We start from the raw sequence: 14,299 nt of genomic DNA, 5'->3' as shown, positions 1-14,299 counted from the left end.
CGATGAAAATCGAAATCCCCGAAGTCAAGAAGCTGGTCTACGAAATGACGATCCCCATCCGCTGGGGCGACATGGACGCGATGGGCCATCTCAACAACGCGAGCTACTTCCGCTTCCTCGAGACCGCGCGCATCGACTGGTTCCATTCGCTCGGTACCGTGCCCAAGCCGGAGGGGCAGGGCATGGTGATCGTGAATGCCTTCTGCAACTTCTACAGGCAGCTCGAGTACCCCGGCGACGTGCTGATCAAGATGTACGTGAGCGACCCCGGCCGCACCACCTTCGAGAGCTGGGCCACCATGGCCCGCACCGATGCGCCCGATGTCATCTGCGCAGCGGGCGGGGCGACGACGATCTGGGTGGATGTCGTGAAGCAGAAGGCGCTGCGGCTGCCGGACTGGCTGCGGGCGATCGTCGCCCCCTGCTGAAAACGTCGCGCGGGAGCTCTGTGTGGAACTGCGTCCCGTCGAACCCCTCAGGGATCGATCGCCGCCTCGGCAAGCAGCGCCATGTCGCGAAGCACTTCGCTGACGGTGATGCGATCGAGGCCCCCGAACTTCACACGACCGTCGAATCCGGAAGTACCGGCCCGGCGCAGCACGAGGCTCGGAAGGCGCTGCCGGGGCTGGAAGTCCGGCTCACCGACGACCATGCCGGGCGCCAGTTCCAGATGGACTTCCAGCCCTTCGCCGGCCTGCTTGCTGTACCAGCCGACGTATCCGCCATCCTCAACCAAGCCGCGGCGCCAGCCGCGATCGACGAGCCCCATCACGCTCGCGGTGGCCACCGTCTTTCCGGCGAATCGCCTGATCTCGCTGTCCGCGCTTTCGGCATCCTTCAGGATGAATGTCTCGCGGCCGAGCTGCCTGAACGGCTGCACGATTCCGCAATCGCCCAGGCGCTGCCCGAACGCAGCCTGCATCGGTTGCGGCATCTCCAGCACATGGGCGATGCCGACGCTTGCATCGTCCGGAAGGTCGGCGCGCGCATCCTGTGCGTCGACCAGGATCGCGTCTTCCTCGATCCGGAAATACCGCGCCGGCGCGCCCGCCCCTTCGTACACGCCCCACACCAGCCGCGTGCACAACTGCCGCATCAAGGGGTGATCGAGGATGAAGAGACGGAAATCCCCCGCCGACCAGCGTCGGCGACGGACCATGGCCATTTCCATCCGCGGGATCTGCACGCCGGCGATGGCCCTGGCGTCCTTCTTCAGCTGCCTGAAGCGCGGGGCGGCTGCATGCGTCAGCGCTGCATCGTCCTGCGGGCCTGGCCTGGGCAGGTCCTTCAGGCGCATGCCTTGTGCATCCTGCACACAAGGCTTGAGCGCGGCGTCGAAGTGCACGCGGAACTGCCGCGGTCCGAAGTCCAGCTGCAATGTGCCTCGCGCGTCGAGCTCCAGATCGGGCACCAGGCGATCGGCCAACTCGTCGGCGGTGAGTGCGCGCGCTTCGGCCCTCGCGTCGATGTTGTCGCGGGCCCGGTCTTGCAGGCCCTTGAACTTCAGCTTGCAGGCGATCCCATTCAAATGCATCAGCGCAATATCGCTGCCGATCGCTGCCAGCAGATCCAGGCCCGCTACCGCGCGCTGGTGCGCCGATTCGCCGGGCCATTCCCGGATGAACGGCGTCAGCCGGTGAGCGGTCTCGTCGTTGCCGAGATGGCCCAGCGCCTCGAAGGCCCAGGCTTCCTTGACCGGCGCTCCCGCGGACATCCACGCTTCGAACAGGTCCCAGGCGAATTCGGCCAGCGAAGTCGGCGTGCAAGCATCCTTGACGATGGCCAGCCCGGGATAGGGCGAGTCCAGCCGGCTGATGGCCAGCATCGTGCCGATGTGCTCCATCGCGCTGTCGGGCAGACCAGTGCCGCCGTGCCGCAGCACAGGCCGGCTCAATGACGGCGCGACGAAGAACCCGGCGAACCTGGGCATGCGCGACGGCAGGACCTGCAGCGGATCTGTTTCCTGCAGCGCTTGCAGGGCCCGTGCCATCTCCGAGCCGTGGCGCGCTGCCGCCTGCTGCGCTTCGGCCCCGAAGCCTTGGGACAGCAGCCAGCGCACACCATGTTGCGCCAGGCTGCGCTGCGTCCCGTCCCGGCCGAAGGCCAGCGGCAGCGCCGTCGTCAGCGTGGTGACGGGATGGGCCGTCATCCATGCGATGGCGGCCGTTCGGGCCTTCTTGAAGTGGTGCAGGGCATGCAGTGCCGTGGGCACCAGTCGGGCGCTGTCCACGTCGATTGCCAGGGCCAGCCCCTCTGCGGCGTGGCGTTGCGCGTAGGCCGCGAGTCCCGGCAATGCGGCTTCGCCATGCTTTGCGAGGATGGCGCGGATGGCATCGCCGCGGCCGGTACACCACAGGCTGGACGGATAGCTGTTCCATACCGCCAATGCAGCCGGGTCGGGCAGCAGCAGCACGAGGTCCGGCACCTCTGCGTCGAAGGCGTGCTGCGGGAGCTCGACATCGCCCTCCTGCAACGCTTCGCCGCCCATCACTCTGGCCTGGCCGGCCGGGGTGATGCGCAGGGCTGCGAGCCAGTGCGCGGCCGAGCGGTCCAGGCGTTGCAAGCGCCATGCGCTGGTGAGCGGACCGCTTGCCGCGCTCGCCTTGTCGGCCAGAGTCCATCGGATGGTTTCGGGCAGCACGAGCGCGGGAAGGTCCAGCGTCGGCAGCTCGATCGACGCACGGCCGTTCACCCATGGCGGCTGGCGAAGCAGAGGCGGCAGTTGCTCCGGCGCGGCCTCTTCGACCTTCATCGAGGACAGCAGTGCCTCGAAGCGCTCCTGCTCGGCGCTCGTGAGCGCCTTCAACGCGGCCGGTTCGCCCAGAGCCAGCCGGACCGCCCAGCTTCGGGCCAGGTGCGAGCGGGAGGCCAGCGCGTGCTCGGTCATGTACTTGAGCGTCGCGGCCGGATGGTGCCGCGCCAGCTTGTCGAGTGCGGCACGAGCTTCCTTGTGTGTCATCCATTCGACCAGCAAGGGCAGGGATTGCGACGCGGGCATGCGCTTGATCAGCGCGTTGAACTTCAGGCTGTTGTCGCGGCTCGGCGCGCTGCGTAGCACCTCCAGCAGCAGCTTTGACGCGCCATCGTGGGCCGCCGTTTGCGGAGGGCTTGCGTCCTCGGCTGTGCCTGTGCCGGGGGATGGCTCGGATCGTCGCATGGGCTTCCTGTTTGTCCTGGCTGTGTCGAGCCGTATGAGGGGAGCCCGCCGCTGGGTCTGCTGCTGTGCGATCTCGGCCGCCGGCTCGTCACGTGGCCGTCGACAAGGCCGACGACTCGACTCATATGTAACTCGGCGTCGCTCTTGGTTCCGCCCAGACGGACACTCTGGAACCCGGCACCATCGCAAAGTGCCAGGAAGCTTCGAAGGAACTGGCGGAGGCCCTGGGACTGTTCGCGCTCGCCGCTCAGGCCGCGTCCAGCACGATCCGCGCCTCGAACCCCGTCGCCGCCCCCGGCGGCGGCGAGGACAGTTCGAGCCGCGCCCCGTGCTTTTCGACGATGGTGTTGACGATCGAGAGCCCCAGCCCGTAGCCCGCGCTGTCGGAGCTGTGGCGCACGTGCCGCTGCTGCAGCGTGCGCAGCTGCGCGCTGCCCACGCCCGGGCCGAAGTCGCGCACGGCCAGGGTGGCGGGCGCCATCACCTCGACCACGACGCGGCCGTGGCCGTAGCGCAGGGCGTTCTCCACCAGGTTGCGCAGCGCGATCGCCAATGCATCCACATCGCCGAGCGCCATGGGCGCTTCGGCGTCGGGCACCTTCAGCGACAGGCGCTCGTTGACGCGCGGGTCCTTCCAGAACTCCTGCGCGACGGTGCCGGCGAGCTGGACCAGGTTGACCCGGGCGCGCGTGAGCGAGGCGCCCGATTCGGCCCGCGAGAGCTGCAGCAGCTTCTCGGCGCGGTGGCCCAGCACATGCAATGCATCGAGCGCGGCCTCCACGTCGTGGCGACGCAGGTCGTGCTCCAGCGCGGTCTGCAGCCGCAGCCGGGCGGCCGCGAGCGGCGAGCGCAGCTCGTGCGCCGCGTTCGCCGCGAGCGCACGCTCGACGTCGAGCGCGTGCGACAGCCGCTGCATCAGCCGGTTGACGTCGTCTCCCACCGACCGCAGCTCGCGCGGCAATCCGGCGAGCGGGATCGCCCGCAGGTCCGAGCCGTTGCGCAGCGCAATCTCGCCGGCCAGCACCTGCAGGCCGCGCAGCTCGCTGCGCGCCACGTTGCGCAGCACCAGCGCCAGCAGGGGAAGCATCGCCATCAACGGAATGATCAGGCCGAGCAGGGTGCGGTTGAGCGCGGTGCGACGCTCGTCCAGCGGGTCGGCGACCTGGAGGTAGAGGCCGAGCGTCGGGTGGCGCGCGGTGTAGATGCGCCAGGCCTCGCTGTCGGCGAAGCCCTGGGCCAGCGGCACGTCGAAGGCATTTGCCGGCGCTTCGGCGGAGCGCAGCAGCACGCGGTCGTGCACATCCACCATCTGGTAGAGCACCGCGTCGGTGGGGTAGAGCTGCGGCGGCGGGATCAGCGGCAGGGCGGCGTCGGGGCGCTCGGCGCGCAGCTTGTCGAACTCATGCACCGCAGTGTCGAAGGTGCGGTGCGCGACCTCGGCCAGCTCGTTGTCGAAGTTGTGATTGATCTCGCGGTCCACGTACCAGACCACGCCCAGCACGCACAGCAGCCAGACGCCGCCGACCCAGACGATGAGCGTGCGCGTCAGCCGCCCGGCGAGCGAATCGCGGGAACCGAGCTCGGCTTCCGCCTGCTGCAGGAAGCCGAGCTTCATTCGTCGTCGTCCTCGGGCGAGTACGACAGCCGGTAGCCCAGGCCGCGCAGGGTCTGGATGTGGTTGCGGCCCAGCTTGCGCCGCAGGCGGCTGATGAAGACCTCCAGCGTGTTGCTGTCGGCCTCGTCGCCGAAGCCGTAGAGCGCATCGGCCAGGTTGTCGCGCGTGTGGATGCGTTCGGGCCGCGTCGCCATCACGCGCAGGAGCGCCCATTCCTTCTGCGTGAGCGTGACCGGCATGCCATCGTTGCGCACCAGGTCGCGCGCCAGGTCGATCTCGAGCTTGCCGAACCGCAGCACCGGAGCGCTGGCGCTGCTGCGGCGGCGCTCGACGGCGCGCAACCGCGCGAGCAGCTCGGCCGGATCGTAGGGCTTGATGAGGTAGTCGTCGGCGCCGGCGTCCAGGCCACGGATCCGGTCGGTGACCTGGTCGCGCGCGGTGAGCACGATCACGATCGGGCGGTCGCGCAGGGCGCGCACGTCCGGCAGCAGCGACAGGCCTTCGCCGTCGGGGAGGTGCAGGTCGAGCAGCACGGCGGCGTACTGCACCGCCGCCAGCGCGGCGCGCGCCTGCGCGAGGCCGGGCGTCACGTCGACCACAAAGGCCTTGGCCTCGAGGTAGCTGCAGACCGCACTGGCCAGCGCGGCATCGTCCTCGACCAGCAATATGCGCACGTCGCCTTCCTTCTTTTCCAAAGAGTGCGAGTCTAGTGTGCCGCGCGGGCGCTTCAGGCAGCGTTCAGCAGGCGGGCTTAGGCTCTCGCGTCCATGTTCCGTTCGATGCCCGCACGCGCCCTTGCCTGGACACTCCTGGCCTTGCTTCTGCTCCTGCTCTGGGACGCCACCGGTCTCGACCTCGCGCTGGCCCGGCTCGCGGGCACGCCGACGGGCTTTCCCTGGCGCGACAACGGGTTCCTGGTGCATGTGATGCATGAAGGCGCGAGGTCGCTGAGCTGGCTGCTGCTGATTGCGCTCGTCGCCGCCATTCGCTGGCCGGTGGGCGTGCTGCGCCGGCTGCGGAGGCGGGAGCGGGCCCAGCTCGCCCTCACCGTGCTGGCCGGCGTGCTGGTGGTGTCGCTGGTCAAGCAGGCGAGCGCGACCAGCTGTCCCTGGGATCTGAAGGCCTTCGGCGGCGTGGCCGACTACGTGTCGCACTGGGCCTGGGGCCTGCGCGATGGCGGGCCGGGCGGCTGCTTTCCGGCGGGCCACGCCTCCGCCGGCTTCGCCTACGTGGGCGGCTGGTTCGTGCTGCGGCGCAGCTCGCCGGCCGCGGCGCGCGCATGGCTGGCCTGCGCGCTGGCGGGCGGCCTGCTGCTGGGCCTGGCGCAGCAACTGCGCGGGGCCCACTACATGAGTCACACGCTGTGGACGGGCTGGCTCTGCTGGACCACGGGCTTTGCCGTCGACGCGCTGCTGCGGCTGATGCGAGACCGCAGCGGTGCGGCGGCGGGCGCCACGCCCAAGCTGAACGAAAGCTGAGCCGGGCATTCAGCGAGTTTTCAGTCCGGCTTCCCAGACTCGCCGGATGCCTTTCTCGACTGTCCGGAATTCCGCCCTTTCCCCCGAGCACACCGTTGCCGCGCCCCTGGCGCAAGCCTCGATCGAAGAGGCGACCGCACCCCTGTGGCGACGCATCGATGCCTGGCTGACGCAGCCGCGTTCGGCACGCAGCGTGGTCCTCTGGCTGAGCCTCTATCTCGCGCTGGCCGCCAACTGGCCCCTGTGGGCAGAGCTGGCCCGCATCGGCGGCGCGCCCAGCATCTACCTGCCCCAGATCGCGCTGATGGCGCTGCTCACCGTCTGCGGCACCGTCGCCCTGCTGGCGCTCGTCGCCTGGTCGCGCTGGATGAAGCCGCTGTGGTTCGCCGTGGTGATCGTTGCCGCGGTGGCGCAGCACTTCATGCTGAGCTACCACGCCGTGATGGACCCGAGCATGCTGGCCAACGCGATGCAGACCGACGCGCACGAAGCACGCGACCTGATGGGCTGGGGCCTGCTGTCCCACGTGCTGCTGGTCGCGGCCTTGCCCGCCTGGGCGCTGTGGCGCGTGCGCGTGGCGCCCAGGGGCCTGCTGTCGCAGGCATGGCGCAACGCGCTGCTGCTCGTCGCGGCCGTTGCGCTGGCGGCCGGCGGCGCGCTGGCAATGAACCGGCAGCTCGCGCCGCTGATGCGCAACAACGTTCACCTGCGCTACATGATGAATCCGCTGGCCAGCCTCTATTCGGCGGGCGCGGTGGCGCTCAAGCCGCTGTTCAGGCACAGCAGGAAGCTGATTCCGGTGTCGGGCGGCACGGCACTGGGCGCCAGCTACGCGGCGCAGGCCCGGCCGCCGCTCTTCGTGCTGGTGGTCGGCGAGACGGCGCGGGCCGATCATTTCGGGCTGAACGGCTACGCGCGCAACACCACGCCGGAGCTGGCGGCGCGCAAGGTGCTGTCATGGCGCGACGTCCATTCCTGCGGCACCAACACTCTGGCCTCGGTGCCCTGCATGTTCTCGCCCCTGGGAAAGGCCGCGTTCGAGGCGCGCAAGGACGATTACGAGAACCTGATGGACGTGCTGCAGGCCGCCGGCCTCGCGGTGTTCTGGCTCGACAACCAGCCCGGCGGCTGCAAGGGCGTGTGCGACCGCATCCCGCATGCCTTCGCCTTCGACCAGCTCGCGCCGGAGGTGAAGAGCGCGCTGTGCGACGGCGACGAATGCCTGGACGACGCCATGCTCCGGGGCCTGGACGAGCGCCTGGCTGCGTTGCCGGCCGAACGCCGCGCCAAGGGCGTGGTGCTGGTGATGCACCAGATGGGCAGCCATGGCCCGGCCTACTACAAGCGCTCCTCGCCGGACGCCAAGCGCTTCGTGCCCGAATGCAAGACCAACGCGCTGGCGGAGTGCAGCCATGCGGAGCTGGTGAACGGCTTCGACAACTCGATCGCCTACACCGACCGTTTCCTCGGGAAGACCATCGACTGGCTGCAGGCGCAGTCCAGCCGCTACGACCCGGCCTTGCTCTACCTGAGCGATCACGGCGAGTCGCTGGGCGAGTACGGGCTGTTCCTGCACGGCGTGCCCTACAGCTTTGCACCCGAGGTGCAGAAGCACATCCCGATGGTGATGTGGTTCGGACCGCGCATGCGCGAGCGCGCGGGCCTGTCGCTGGCCTGCATGGAGGCGGGGCTGGATGCGCCGCTCACGCATGACAACCTCTATCACACGGTGCTGGGCGCGATGGATGTGCGGACGCCGAGCTACAAGGCGGGATTGGACGCGCTGGCGTCGTGCCGTGGTCCTGCTCCCTCTGCCTCTCTTGCTCCCTCTCCCTCTCCCTCTGGGAGAGGGTAGGGGTGAGGGCACCGGGCCTCTGACCCGGGCGCCGGCGCTCAGACCCGACCATGAGGAATTGCATATTTGCATTCCGGGCGCGAGATGCTCCAATGCGCCGATGGAATCAGGCTATCAAGACGAGAACCCGGAAGATCAACGCTGCATTCAACGAGCGCTGGAGGTCCTGGAGCAACGAATGCGCAATGGGCCCCGTTTCGGGAATCCCCGTGAAGCCTGGGACTTCCTTCGAATCCGGCTTGCGCATAGGAGCTATGAAGTCTTCGCGGTGCTATGGCTTGACGTGGATCGGCGATTGATCGAGTTCGATGAGATGTTTCGCGGGACCGTCGCACAGGCAGCTGTCTACACACGCGAGTTGGCGCGTGAAGCGATCAGGCACAACGCGAGTTCCTGTATTCTCAGCCACAACCATCCGACCGGAAGTTGCGACCCCTCCCGTGACGATGTGGCGCTGACGCACCGCGTACGGGACGGCCTGGCCCTGCTGGACATCCGCGTTCTCGATCACATCATCGTGTCGCCGACCAGCGCTTTCTCCATGGCGTCGCATGAGCTGTTATGAGCCTGCGCGAAAGGTTCCATGCAGGCCCACCGGCAATGCATAGGGCAGCACCACTTGCGCGACCGGCCCTTCCTGGATCGCGCCTGCGTCGAACACCGAGAGCGCCGTCTTCGCAGTCCGCAGGTTGAGTGCCGTGCCGACGACCCATCGCGCTTTCGCATCGGGCTTCCCTGGACGCGGCGCGTACACATGCTCCTCGACCATCCAGTCGTTCCCAAAATGGTAGGACTGGGCGCTGCCATCCTCAACGTCGACTGCCGTCAATCTGTCCCAGCCTGGCAAATCAGCGGGCCGGTCCGGGCTGCGGCTGATGCACAGAAGCGCCTCGTACCGTTGCCCCACCACCCGCGGCTCGACGACCGGGAACTCGGTCTCGAGGGAGGCATCCATCCTGGCTGCGCAGCTTCCATCTGGACGCAACTCGATCCAGGTCAGCGAGGCCCCCCGCACATGCGAATATAGGCCGCGCATCAAGGACCAGCCGTGCAACGCCCATTGCGCATCGTGTCCGGACATGCAGTCGAACCGGATCACGCCGTCGTCATCCTCCCAGGCATTGCCAATATGGGAAAAGACGGCGGGCGGCAATTCGTACCACCGAAGCGCCCATGATCGTTTGTCGATGACAAGCACGCGCGCAGGGCGCCCAGGCGTCCAGACAATCGAAGCACCGAAGGGGCGGCCGGCCTCCAACCGCTCGACAGCCAGCTCCAAGGGTGGCAGCACGAACACCAAGTGATGGCGTGTCACGGCGAAGTCGTGAACCGGCGGCAATCGAGGAATGTCGAATCGCCGCTGCTGCTCGACCACGCCGGTCGCCGACACGGCGTAGACGCTCAGCACGCTCGCCACCGGATCGCAGCCGAAATTCCAGAGCCGTCCATCCGGTTCCACCTTCGGATGCGCGGAAAAAGGGCGAAGCGGCAAGGGTGCGCTCCACTGCTTCAATCCCAGGGTTTCCAGCGTGTCCAGATCCAGCGCATATGCGGAACCCGGCTCCCACAAGGCCAGCAGTTGGTCGCCATGAGCGCAAACGCCAATGTTCGCGGCGTTCATCGCGTCGATATCGGTCGTGAGCTCGCTCTGGCAGCCCACGGCAGAGCCATAGGCGCTGAACTCGAACCGGCCGGCGGCCGATTCCTTCCGGTACTTCGACGTGGCAACGTAACGCGCCCTGTGCGACACCGTCCCATCGCGCAGGGCGAAGGCCTGGATCATGCCGTCGCCGTCCCATTTATGGGCATAGCGTCCGTCGGCGCGCTCGTGCCGCGCCGGCCCATTGCGATAGAAAGTGCCGCAAAGATCGCGCGGCAGCGAGCCTTCCACTTTCAGGGGACCCGAGCACAGCTGGTCTTCGTTCATGGACGCGTATGCCAGCGTCCAGGGCTTGTCGCGCGCGGCCGCGAACTTCCTCTGCAGTTCACCGTTCAACCAATCCACGATACCGTTCCTTCCTTGTTGATCGTTTACGGGTCTACAGCACCAGCGGTGCCGGCACCTGAATGCGGAACACCGATCCGCGCCCTGGCCAACTGGATACCGAAACGGTCAAGCCCAGTCGATCCGCAAAGCGCCTGACGACGGCGAGGCCCAGCCCGACGCCGCGCTCGCCTCGGGCTGCGGCGTCGATTCCTTGATGAAATGCCTCGAAGATGTTGGTGAGTTGCTCGACCTCGATGCCTGGGCCTTGATCCCACACTTCGATGGCAATGCCGCCCATTCGCCTGCGCGCCGCCACGAGGACGCCGCCGTGTGTGAACTTCAGCGCATTGGAGACAAGATTCTCGATCACCTGTAGCAGCAGTCTCGGATCCGTGCGCAATCGAACTCGGGTCGAATGAAAGCGCAACAGCACTGCCCGCGACGATGCGAGCTCCTCGAAGCGCAGATCGATTTGCTGGAACAGGTCCAGCAATCGGACTTCCTGAAGATCGGCCTTCTCATTCAAGGCTTCAATACGTGCGAAAGCCAGAAAGTGGGCGATGAAGCTTTCCAGTTCGCGCACCTCCTCGGAGAGTCTCGTCAGCGTCCATCGCGACACATCGCTCTCTCGCATATCCGAGATGCACGCATGAAGCATGAGCTTCATCGCATGCAGACGCTGCTTGAAGTCGTGGCTGGCGCCAGCGAAAAAACTCGAGCGCTTGGCCAGCGTCGCGGCTGCGTCGTCCTTCATCGACGCGAGTTCTGCGTTGGATCGTTTCAGCTCCGCCAGCAACAAATCGATCTGATCGCTGCGGTCCAGGTGCGGTTGCAGGTGGTTCACTGTCATGTAGACGCAAAGCCAGAGGATGCTTGCGACGCAGATGTCGATGGCAAGCACAAGGCTCCAAGGCATGAGGCCGACCTGCACGACCCGGATCGACAGGCCCAGCCACAAGCCGATGACATAGGCTCCCGCAGCCAGCGGCGTGACCAGCAAATTGCCGATGCCGGTGATGGTGAGCATCACAAACCCGACGTACATGACGATCACTGTCGGAGTGAACGAAGGCGTGACGAGCAGTTGGACCGACCAGATCCAGTGACTCGTCGACAACGCCATGATGATCAATGGGAGCGAACGCAAAAGCAGCCGACGGGAGACCTCGGCTGGTGGCGCGCGAAAAATCCAGTAGTACAACAGTGCACGCAGCGCCCAGGTGACGGTGCAAACCAGCAGCCAGGCATAGAGCACGGAGCGGGCGACGCTCGGCCTCAGTATCTCGGCCAAGAACAGGGTTGCCACTGTGAGCCAGAAGGCCAACTGATTCAGGACCCATCGATCAATGGCGTACTGGCGATGCGCGGTCGTGACCTTCATCAGCAAGCGCTTGGCGTGCGCCTCGTGCGCGACTACCGCCACGGTCTGCTCGACCTGAGCGCGAGAAAAGGGGTGATGCGCACTGAACTGTTCTCGGCTCATGTCCGGGCTTTCTCGACCGGCAATGAACCTGTCATCCGGAGCAAGCCGAGTTCGATCGCCCTTGCGACGGCATGGCTGCGCGAGCTTGCATCGAGTATGCCCATCAGTGCATTCACGTGGTTGTTGACCGTGCCTTCGGTCAGCGACAACTCTGCCGCGACCTGCTTGGAGCTGTAGCCCTTGCGGACGAGGTCGAGCACCTCCGCCTGGCGCCGCGTGATCCGGGCAGCGGCGTTGCCCGAGGCTGACGTGGTTGTGTCCAGGAACACCCGTTTGCCCTCCAGGACTTCGGCGAGCGCCGTCGAGAACTCCGGGGCCGGGATTGCCTTGAGGATGTAGCCGAGGAAGCCGCGGTCCTTGAGTTGAGCCGCAAAGTCCGCGCGATCCATCGCCGTGACGATGCAGGTCCGGAGCGCCAGCCCCCAACGATGGAGGTCCAGTGCGAGGGAAAGGCCATGGGCACCAGGTATGTCTAGCCTGGATTTCCACGCACCACTGTTTGGGTAACGCTGCTCGATAGGAGCAGACCGCTTCTGCTGATGTTGGCGCAGGGGCCTGGCCCTCCAGCGTTAGCAGTTGGTGCGCCTACCCCATCATCTCGACGGCCCCCACGCGGGGCCATTGGCATTTCTGCATTGCTTGTGCCAGTCCACGCCAATCTCTCGCCAAGCCGCATGCAGCTTGAGTTTCCCGATCTTTGATGGGTACCGGTGAGATTGTCGTTGACGCCGCCATTCTCCATATAGCACAATGCGCGTATGGGTATAGGCGTACCTAAAGACCTAACAGATATCCGACGATTCTTCGCCGAGCCCTCCCATCCCCGCCAGCGCCAGTACGAAGCGCTGCGCGCCTTCTTCGTCGAAGACCGCCCCTCCCACGAGGTCGCCCGCGCCTTCGGCTACACCCCCGGGTCCTTCCGCGTGCTGTGCCATCAGTTCCGCCGCGATCCCGATCCGCAGTTCTTCCACTCGCCCAGCCCCGGTCCACGCACCCAGCCGCACAAGTCCAAGGCGCACGACCTGGTCGTGGCCCTGCGCAAGCAAAACCATTCGGTCTACGAGATCAGTCAGGCACTCAAGGCGCACGGCACGCCCTTGAGCCCCACCGCCGTGCGCGAGGTGCTGCGCGAGGAGGGCTTCGCGCCGCTGCCGCGGCGCGGCGATGACGAACGACTTGAGCATCTCGGCCCCACCGCCGAGGCGGTGGCCGACGTGCGCGAGTTCGCGCTACAGCCCGGCACGCAGTTCACCACACGCTGCGGTGGCTTGTTCCTGTTCTTGCCCGATCTGGTGCGCCTGCAGCTCGACGAGATCGCCGCGCGCGCCAAGCTGCCGGGCTCCAGGATGATTCCCTCGTCGCACGCCCTGCGTTGCGCGCTGGCGCTCAAGCTGTGGTCCATCGAGCGCAAGAGCCATGTCATGGCCTTGGTCACCGATCCGGGCCTGGCGTTGTTTTGCGGCTTGAACGTCATCCCCAAGAAGAGCTACCTGTGCGAGTATTCCTCGCGGGTCGAGCGTGAGCGCACCGTCGCGCTGCTGGCGGCCTGGCACCGCGCCCTCACCGACGAGCAGCTGTTCGACGCCCACTCGTTCAACCTGGACTTCCACTCGGTGCCGTACTACGGCGACGATCCCCAGGTCCAGCGCCACTTCGTGTCCGCGCGCAGCCGCGCCCAGGCCAGTGTGCTGGCCTTCCTCGCGCAGGACGCGAGCGGCCGCGCCTTTTGCTACTCCAACGCCGATCTGCGCAAGGGTGAGGAGGCCGAAGAGATCTTCCGCTTCATCGAGTTCTGGAAGCGCCAGCACGGTGAGCTCCCGCGGCACCTGGTGTTCGATTCGCGCCTGACCACCTATGCCCACCTGGCGCGTCTGGATCAGTTGGGCATCACCTTCATCACGCTGCGTCGCCGCTCGGCGGTGCTGCTGAAGGAGGTGGCCGATCTTCCCGCCTCGGCTTGGCGCCGTGTCACGCTGGATGTGCCCGCGCGCAAGTACAAGACCCCTCGCGTGTTCGAGCAATCGATCCGCCTGGCCGGGGCCACCTTGCGTCAGCTCTTCGTGGTCGACCTCGGCCATGAGCAGCCCACCATCCTGCTGACCAACGACCCTCACAGCTCTCACGCCAAGCTGCTCACCCGCTATGCCCAGCGCATGTTGATCGAGAACGCCTTGTCCGACGCCGTGCGCTTCTTCCACATGGACGCACTGTCATCGGCGGTGGGCATGAAGGTAGACTTCGACATGGCGCTGCTGGTCGTCGCCAGCGGCCTGTACCGGTTGCTCGCGCGTCGCATGCGCGGCTATGCCGATGCCCAGGCTCGCCACATCTTCCGTGACCTCATCGACACTCCCGCCGACGTCTCGGTCACCGACTCCGAGGTCCGCGTCCACTTTCACCGTCGCGCTCACTTGCCCATCGTCCTCGCCTCCGGATTGCTCAATACTGCGATCCCCATTCCGTGGTGGAAGGGCTACTCTCTGCGCATGTCGGCGTAGTCAGGCGGACTCAAACCCAGGCCCGCGTTAGGCGAACTACTCCGCGTGGAAATCCAGGCTAGATCGAGTAACACCCGATGCCAGCAACGATCGGGGTCAAGCAGCAGCGACAGCGCGGGTGCCGCCGCATCACACACCCTTGCACTTAGCTCAGGATGACTCTTGGCGATCAATGCTTTCGTCGCTTCCGCGACAAAAGGATGATCCTCGATGATCATACCTCTTT

12 protein-coding genes are annotated in these 14,299 nt (G+C 66.6%); 5 read left to right on the top strand and 7 right to left on the bottom strand.

All coding sequences use genetic code 11. The annotated features are described in order from the left end of the window. The first annotated feature begins 2 nt into the window (after window positions 1-2). Window positions 3-428, top strand: a complete 426-nt coding sequence (locus GXN78_RS28255; protein WP_106561175.1) for an acyl-CoA thioesterase — start codon at window positions 3-5, stop codon at window positions 426-428. Window positions 429-475: 47 nt separating this feature from the next. On the opposite strand, the gene GXN78_RS28250 is transcribed toward GXN78_RS28255, so the two are convergent. Genes GXN78_RS28250 through GXN78_RS28240 form a run of 3 tightly spaced genes read right to left on the bottom strand, consistent with a single transcriptional unit; the run spans window position 476 to window position 5,446 of the window. After that, the gene (locus GXN78_RS28250; protein WP_146163224.1) at window positions 476-3,346 is read right to left on the bottom strand and encodes a DUF4132 domain-containing protein; all 2,871 of its coding nucleotides are present in this window, start codon (window positions 3,344-3,346) and stop codon (window positions 476-478) included. A 58-nt stretch (window positions 3,347-3,404) separates the two neighbouring features. Beyond that, window positions 3,405-4,772, bottom strand: coding sequence for an ATP-binding protein (locus GXN78_RS28245; protein WP_106561173.1), 1,368 nt, complete (start codon window positions 4,770-4,772; stop codon window positions 3,405-3,407). Continuing rightward, a complete protein-coding gene (locus GXN78_RS28240; protein ID WP_106561178.1) occupies window positions 4,769-5,446 on the bottom strand; it encodes a response regulator transcription factor in 678 nt (225 codons plus the stop codon). The genes GXN78_RS28245 and GXN78_RS28240 overlap by 4 nt, the downstream gene beginning before the upstream one ends. Before the next feature lie 93 nt (window positions 5,447-5,539). On the opposite strand from GXN78_RS28240, the gene GXN78_RS28235 reads away from it, so the two are divergent. The 3 genes from GXN78_RS28235 (at window position 5,540) to GXN78_RS28225 (ending at window position 8,670) form a co-directional block, all read left to right on the top strand. Then, the gene (locus tag GXN78_RS28235) at window positions 5,540-6,250 is read left to right on the top strand and encodes a phosphatase PAP2 family protein (protein WP_106561172.1); all 711 of its coding nucleotides are present in this window, start codon (window positions 5,540-5,542) and stop codon (window positions 6,248-6,250) included. Window positions 6,251-6,296: 46 nt separating this feature from the next. Further along, window positions 6,297-8,105, top strand: coding sequence for a phosphoethanolamine--lipid A transferase (locus GXN78_RS28230; RefSeq protein WP_106561171.1), 1,809 nt, complete (start codon window positions 6,297-6,299; stop codon window positions 8,103-8,105). A 100-nt stretch (window positions 8,106-8,205) separates the two neighbouring features. After that, on the top strand, window positions 8,206-8,670 hold the full coding sequence (locus GXN78_RS28225; RefSeq protein ID WP_164255816.1) for a JAB domain-containing protein: 465 nt from the start codon (window positions 8,206-8,208) through the stop codon (window positions 8,668-8,670). Here GXN78_RS28225 and GXN78_RS28220 read toward each other — a convergent pair. The 3 genes from GXN78_RS28220 to GXN78_RS28210 are packed head-to-tail and all read right to left on the bottom strand — an operon-like array spanning window position 8,665 to window position 11,964. Continuing rightward, on the bottom strand, window positions 8,665-10,110 hold the full coding sequence (locus GXN78_RS28220) for a carotenoid oxygenase family protein (protein WP_106561169.1): 1,446 nt from the start codon (window positions 10,108-10,110) through the stop codon (window positions 8,665-8,667). The genes GXN78_RS28225 and GXN78_RS28220 overlap by 6 nt on opposite strands. Window positions 10,111-10,144: 34 nt before the next feature. After that, window positions 10,145-11,575: a HAMP domain-containing sensor histidine kinase gene (locus GXN78_RS28215; protein ID WP_106561168.1), complete on the bottom strand. Its 1,431-nt coding sequence runs from the start codon at window positions 11,573-11,575 to the stop codon at window positions 10,145-10,147. Beyond that, window positions 11,572-11,964: a response regulator transcription factor gene (locus tag GXN78_RS28210; protein ID WP_106561167.1), complete on the bottom strand. Its 393-nt coding sequence runs from the start codon at window positions 11,962-11,964 to the stop codon at window positions 11,572-11,574. Before GXN78_RS28210 ends, GXN78_RS28215 begins: the two co-directional genes overlap by 4 nt. A gap of 369 nt (window positions 11,965-12,333) precedes the next feature. Between GXN78_RS28210 and GXN78_RS28205 the strand changes: the two genes are divergently transcribed. After that, a complete protein-coding gene (locus GXN78_RS28205; RefSeq protein WP_146163223.1) occupies window positions 12,334-14,073 on the top strand; it encodes a hypothetical protein in 1,740 nt (579 codons plus the stop codon). Here the strand turns inward: GXN78_RS28205 and GXN78_RS28200 are convergent. Next, window positions 14,049-14,291, bottom strand: a complete 243-nt coding sequence (locus tag GXN78_RS28200) for a hypothetical protein (protein ID WP_164255814.1) — start codon at window positions 14,289-14,291, stop codon at window positions 14,049-14,051. The genes GXN78_RS28205 and GXN78_RS28200 overlap by 25 nt on opposite strands. Window positions 14,292-14,299 lie beyond the last annotated feature (8 nt).

The organism is Variovorax sp. WS11 (assembly GCF_010499245.1).
In the GTDB taxonomy this organism is placed as follows: domain Bacteria; phylum Pseudomonadota; class Gammaproteobacteria; order Burkholderiales; family Burkholderiaceae_C; genus Variovorax.
This window is presented reverse-complemented; position numbering and strand designations above follow the sequence as displayed.

What these genes read in the sequence shown, in the direction of transcription:
- GXN78_RS28235 (WP_106561172.1), top strand. Translation starts at nt 5,540, where the DNA reads ATGTTCCGTTCGATGCCCGCACGCGCCCTTGCCTGGACACTCCTGGCC.
- GXN78_RS28215 (WP_106561168.1), bottom strand. Translation starts at nt 11,575, where the DNA reads ATGAGCCGAGAACAGTTCAGTGCGCATCACCCCTTTTCTCGCGCTCAG.
- GXN78_RS28225 (WP_164255816.1), top strand. Translation starts at nt 8,206, where the DNA reads ATGGAATCAGGCTATCAAGACGAGAACCCGGAAGATCAACGCTGCATT.
- GXN78_RS28230 (WP_106561171.1), top strand. Translation starts at nt 6,297, where the DNA reads ATGCCTTTCTCGACTGTCCGGAATTCCGCCCTTTCCCCCGAGCACACC.
- GXN78_RS28205 (WP_146163223.1), top strand. Translation starts at nt 12,334, where the DNA reads ATGGGTATAGGCGTACCTAAAGACCTAACAGATATCCGACGATTCTTC.
- GXN78_RS28245 (WP_106561173.1), bottom strand. Translation starts at nt 4,772, where the DNA reads ATGAAGCTCGGCTTCCTGCAGCAGGCGGAAGCCGAGCTCGGTTCCCGC.
- GXN78_RS28200 (WP_164255814.1), bottom strand. Translation starts at nt 14,291, where the DNA reads ATGATCATCGAGGATCATCCTTTTGTCGCGGAAGCGACGAAAGCATTG.
- GXN78_RS28210 (WP_106561167.1), bottom strand. Translation starts at nt 11,964, where the DNA reads ATGGATCGCGCGGACTTTGCGGCTCAACTCAAGGACCGCGGCTTCCTC.
- GXN78_RS28255 (WP_106561175.1), top strand. Translation starts at nt 3, where the DNA reads ATGAAAATCGAAATCCCCGAAGTCAAGAAGCTGGTCTACGAAATGACG.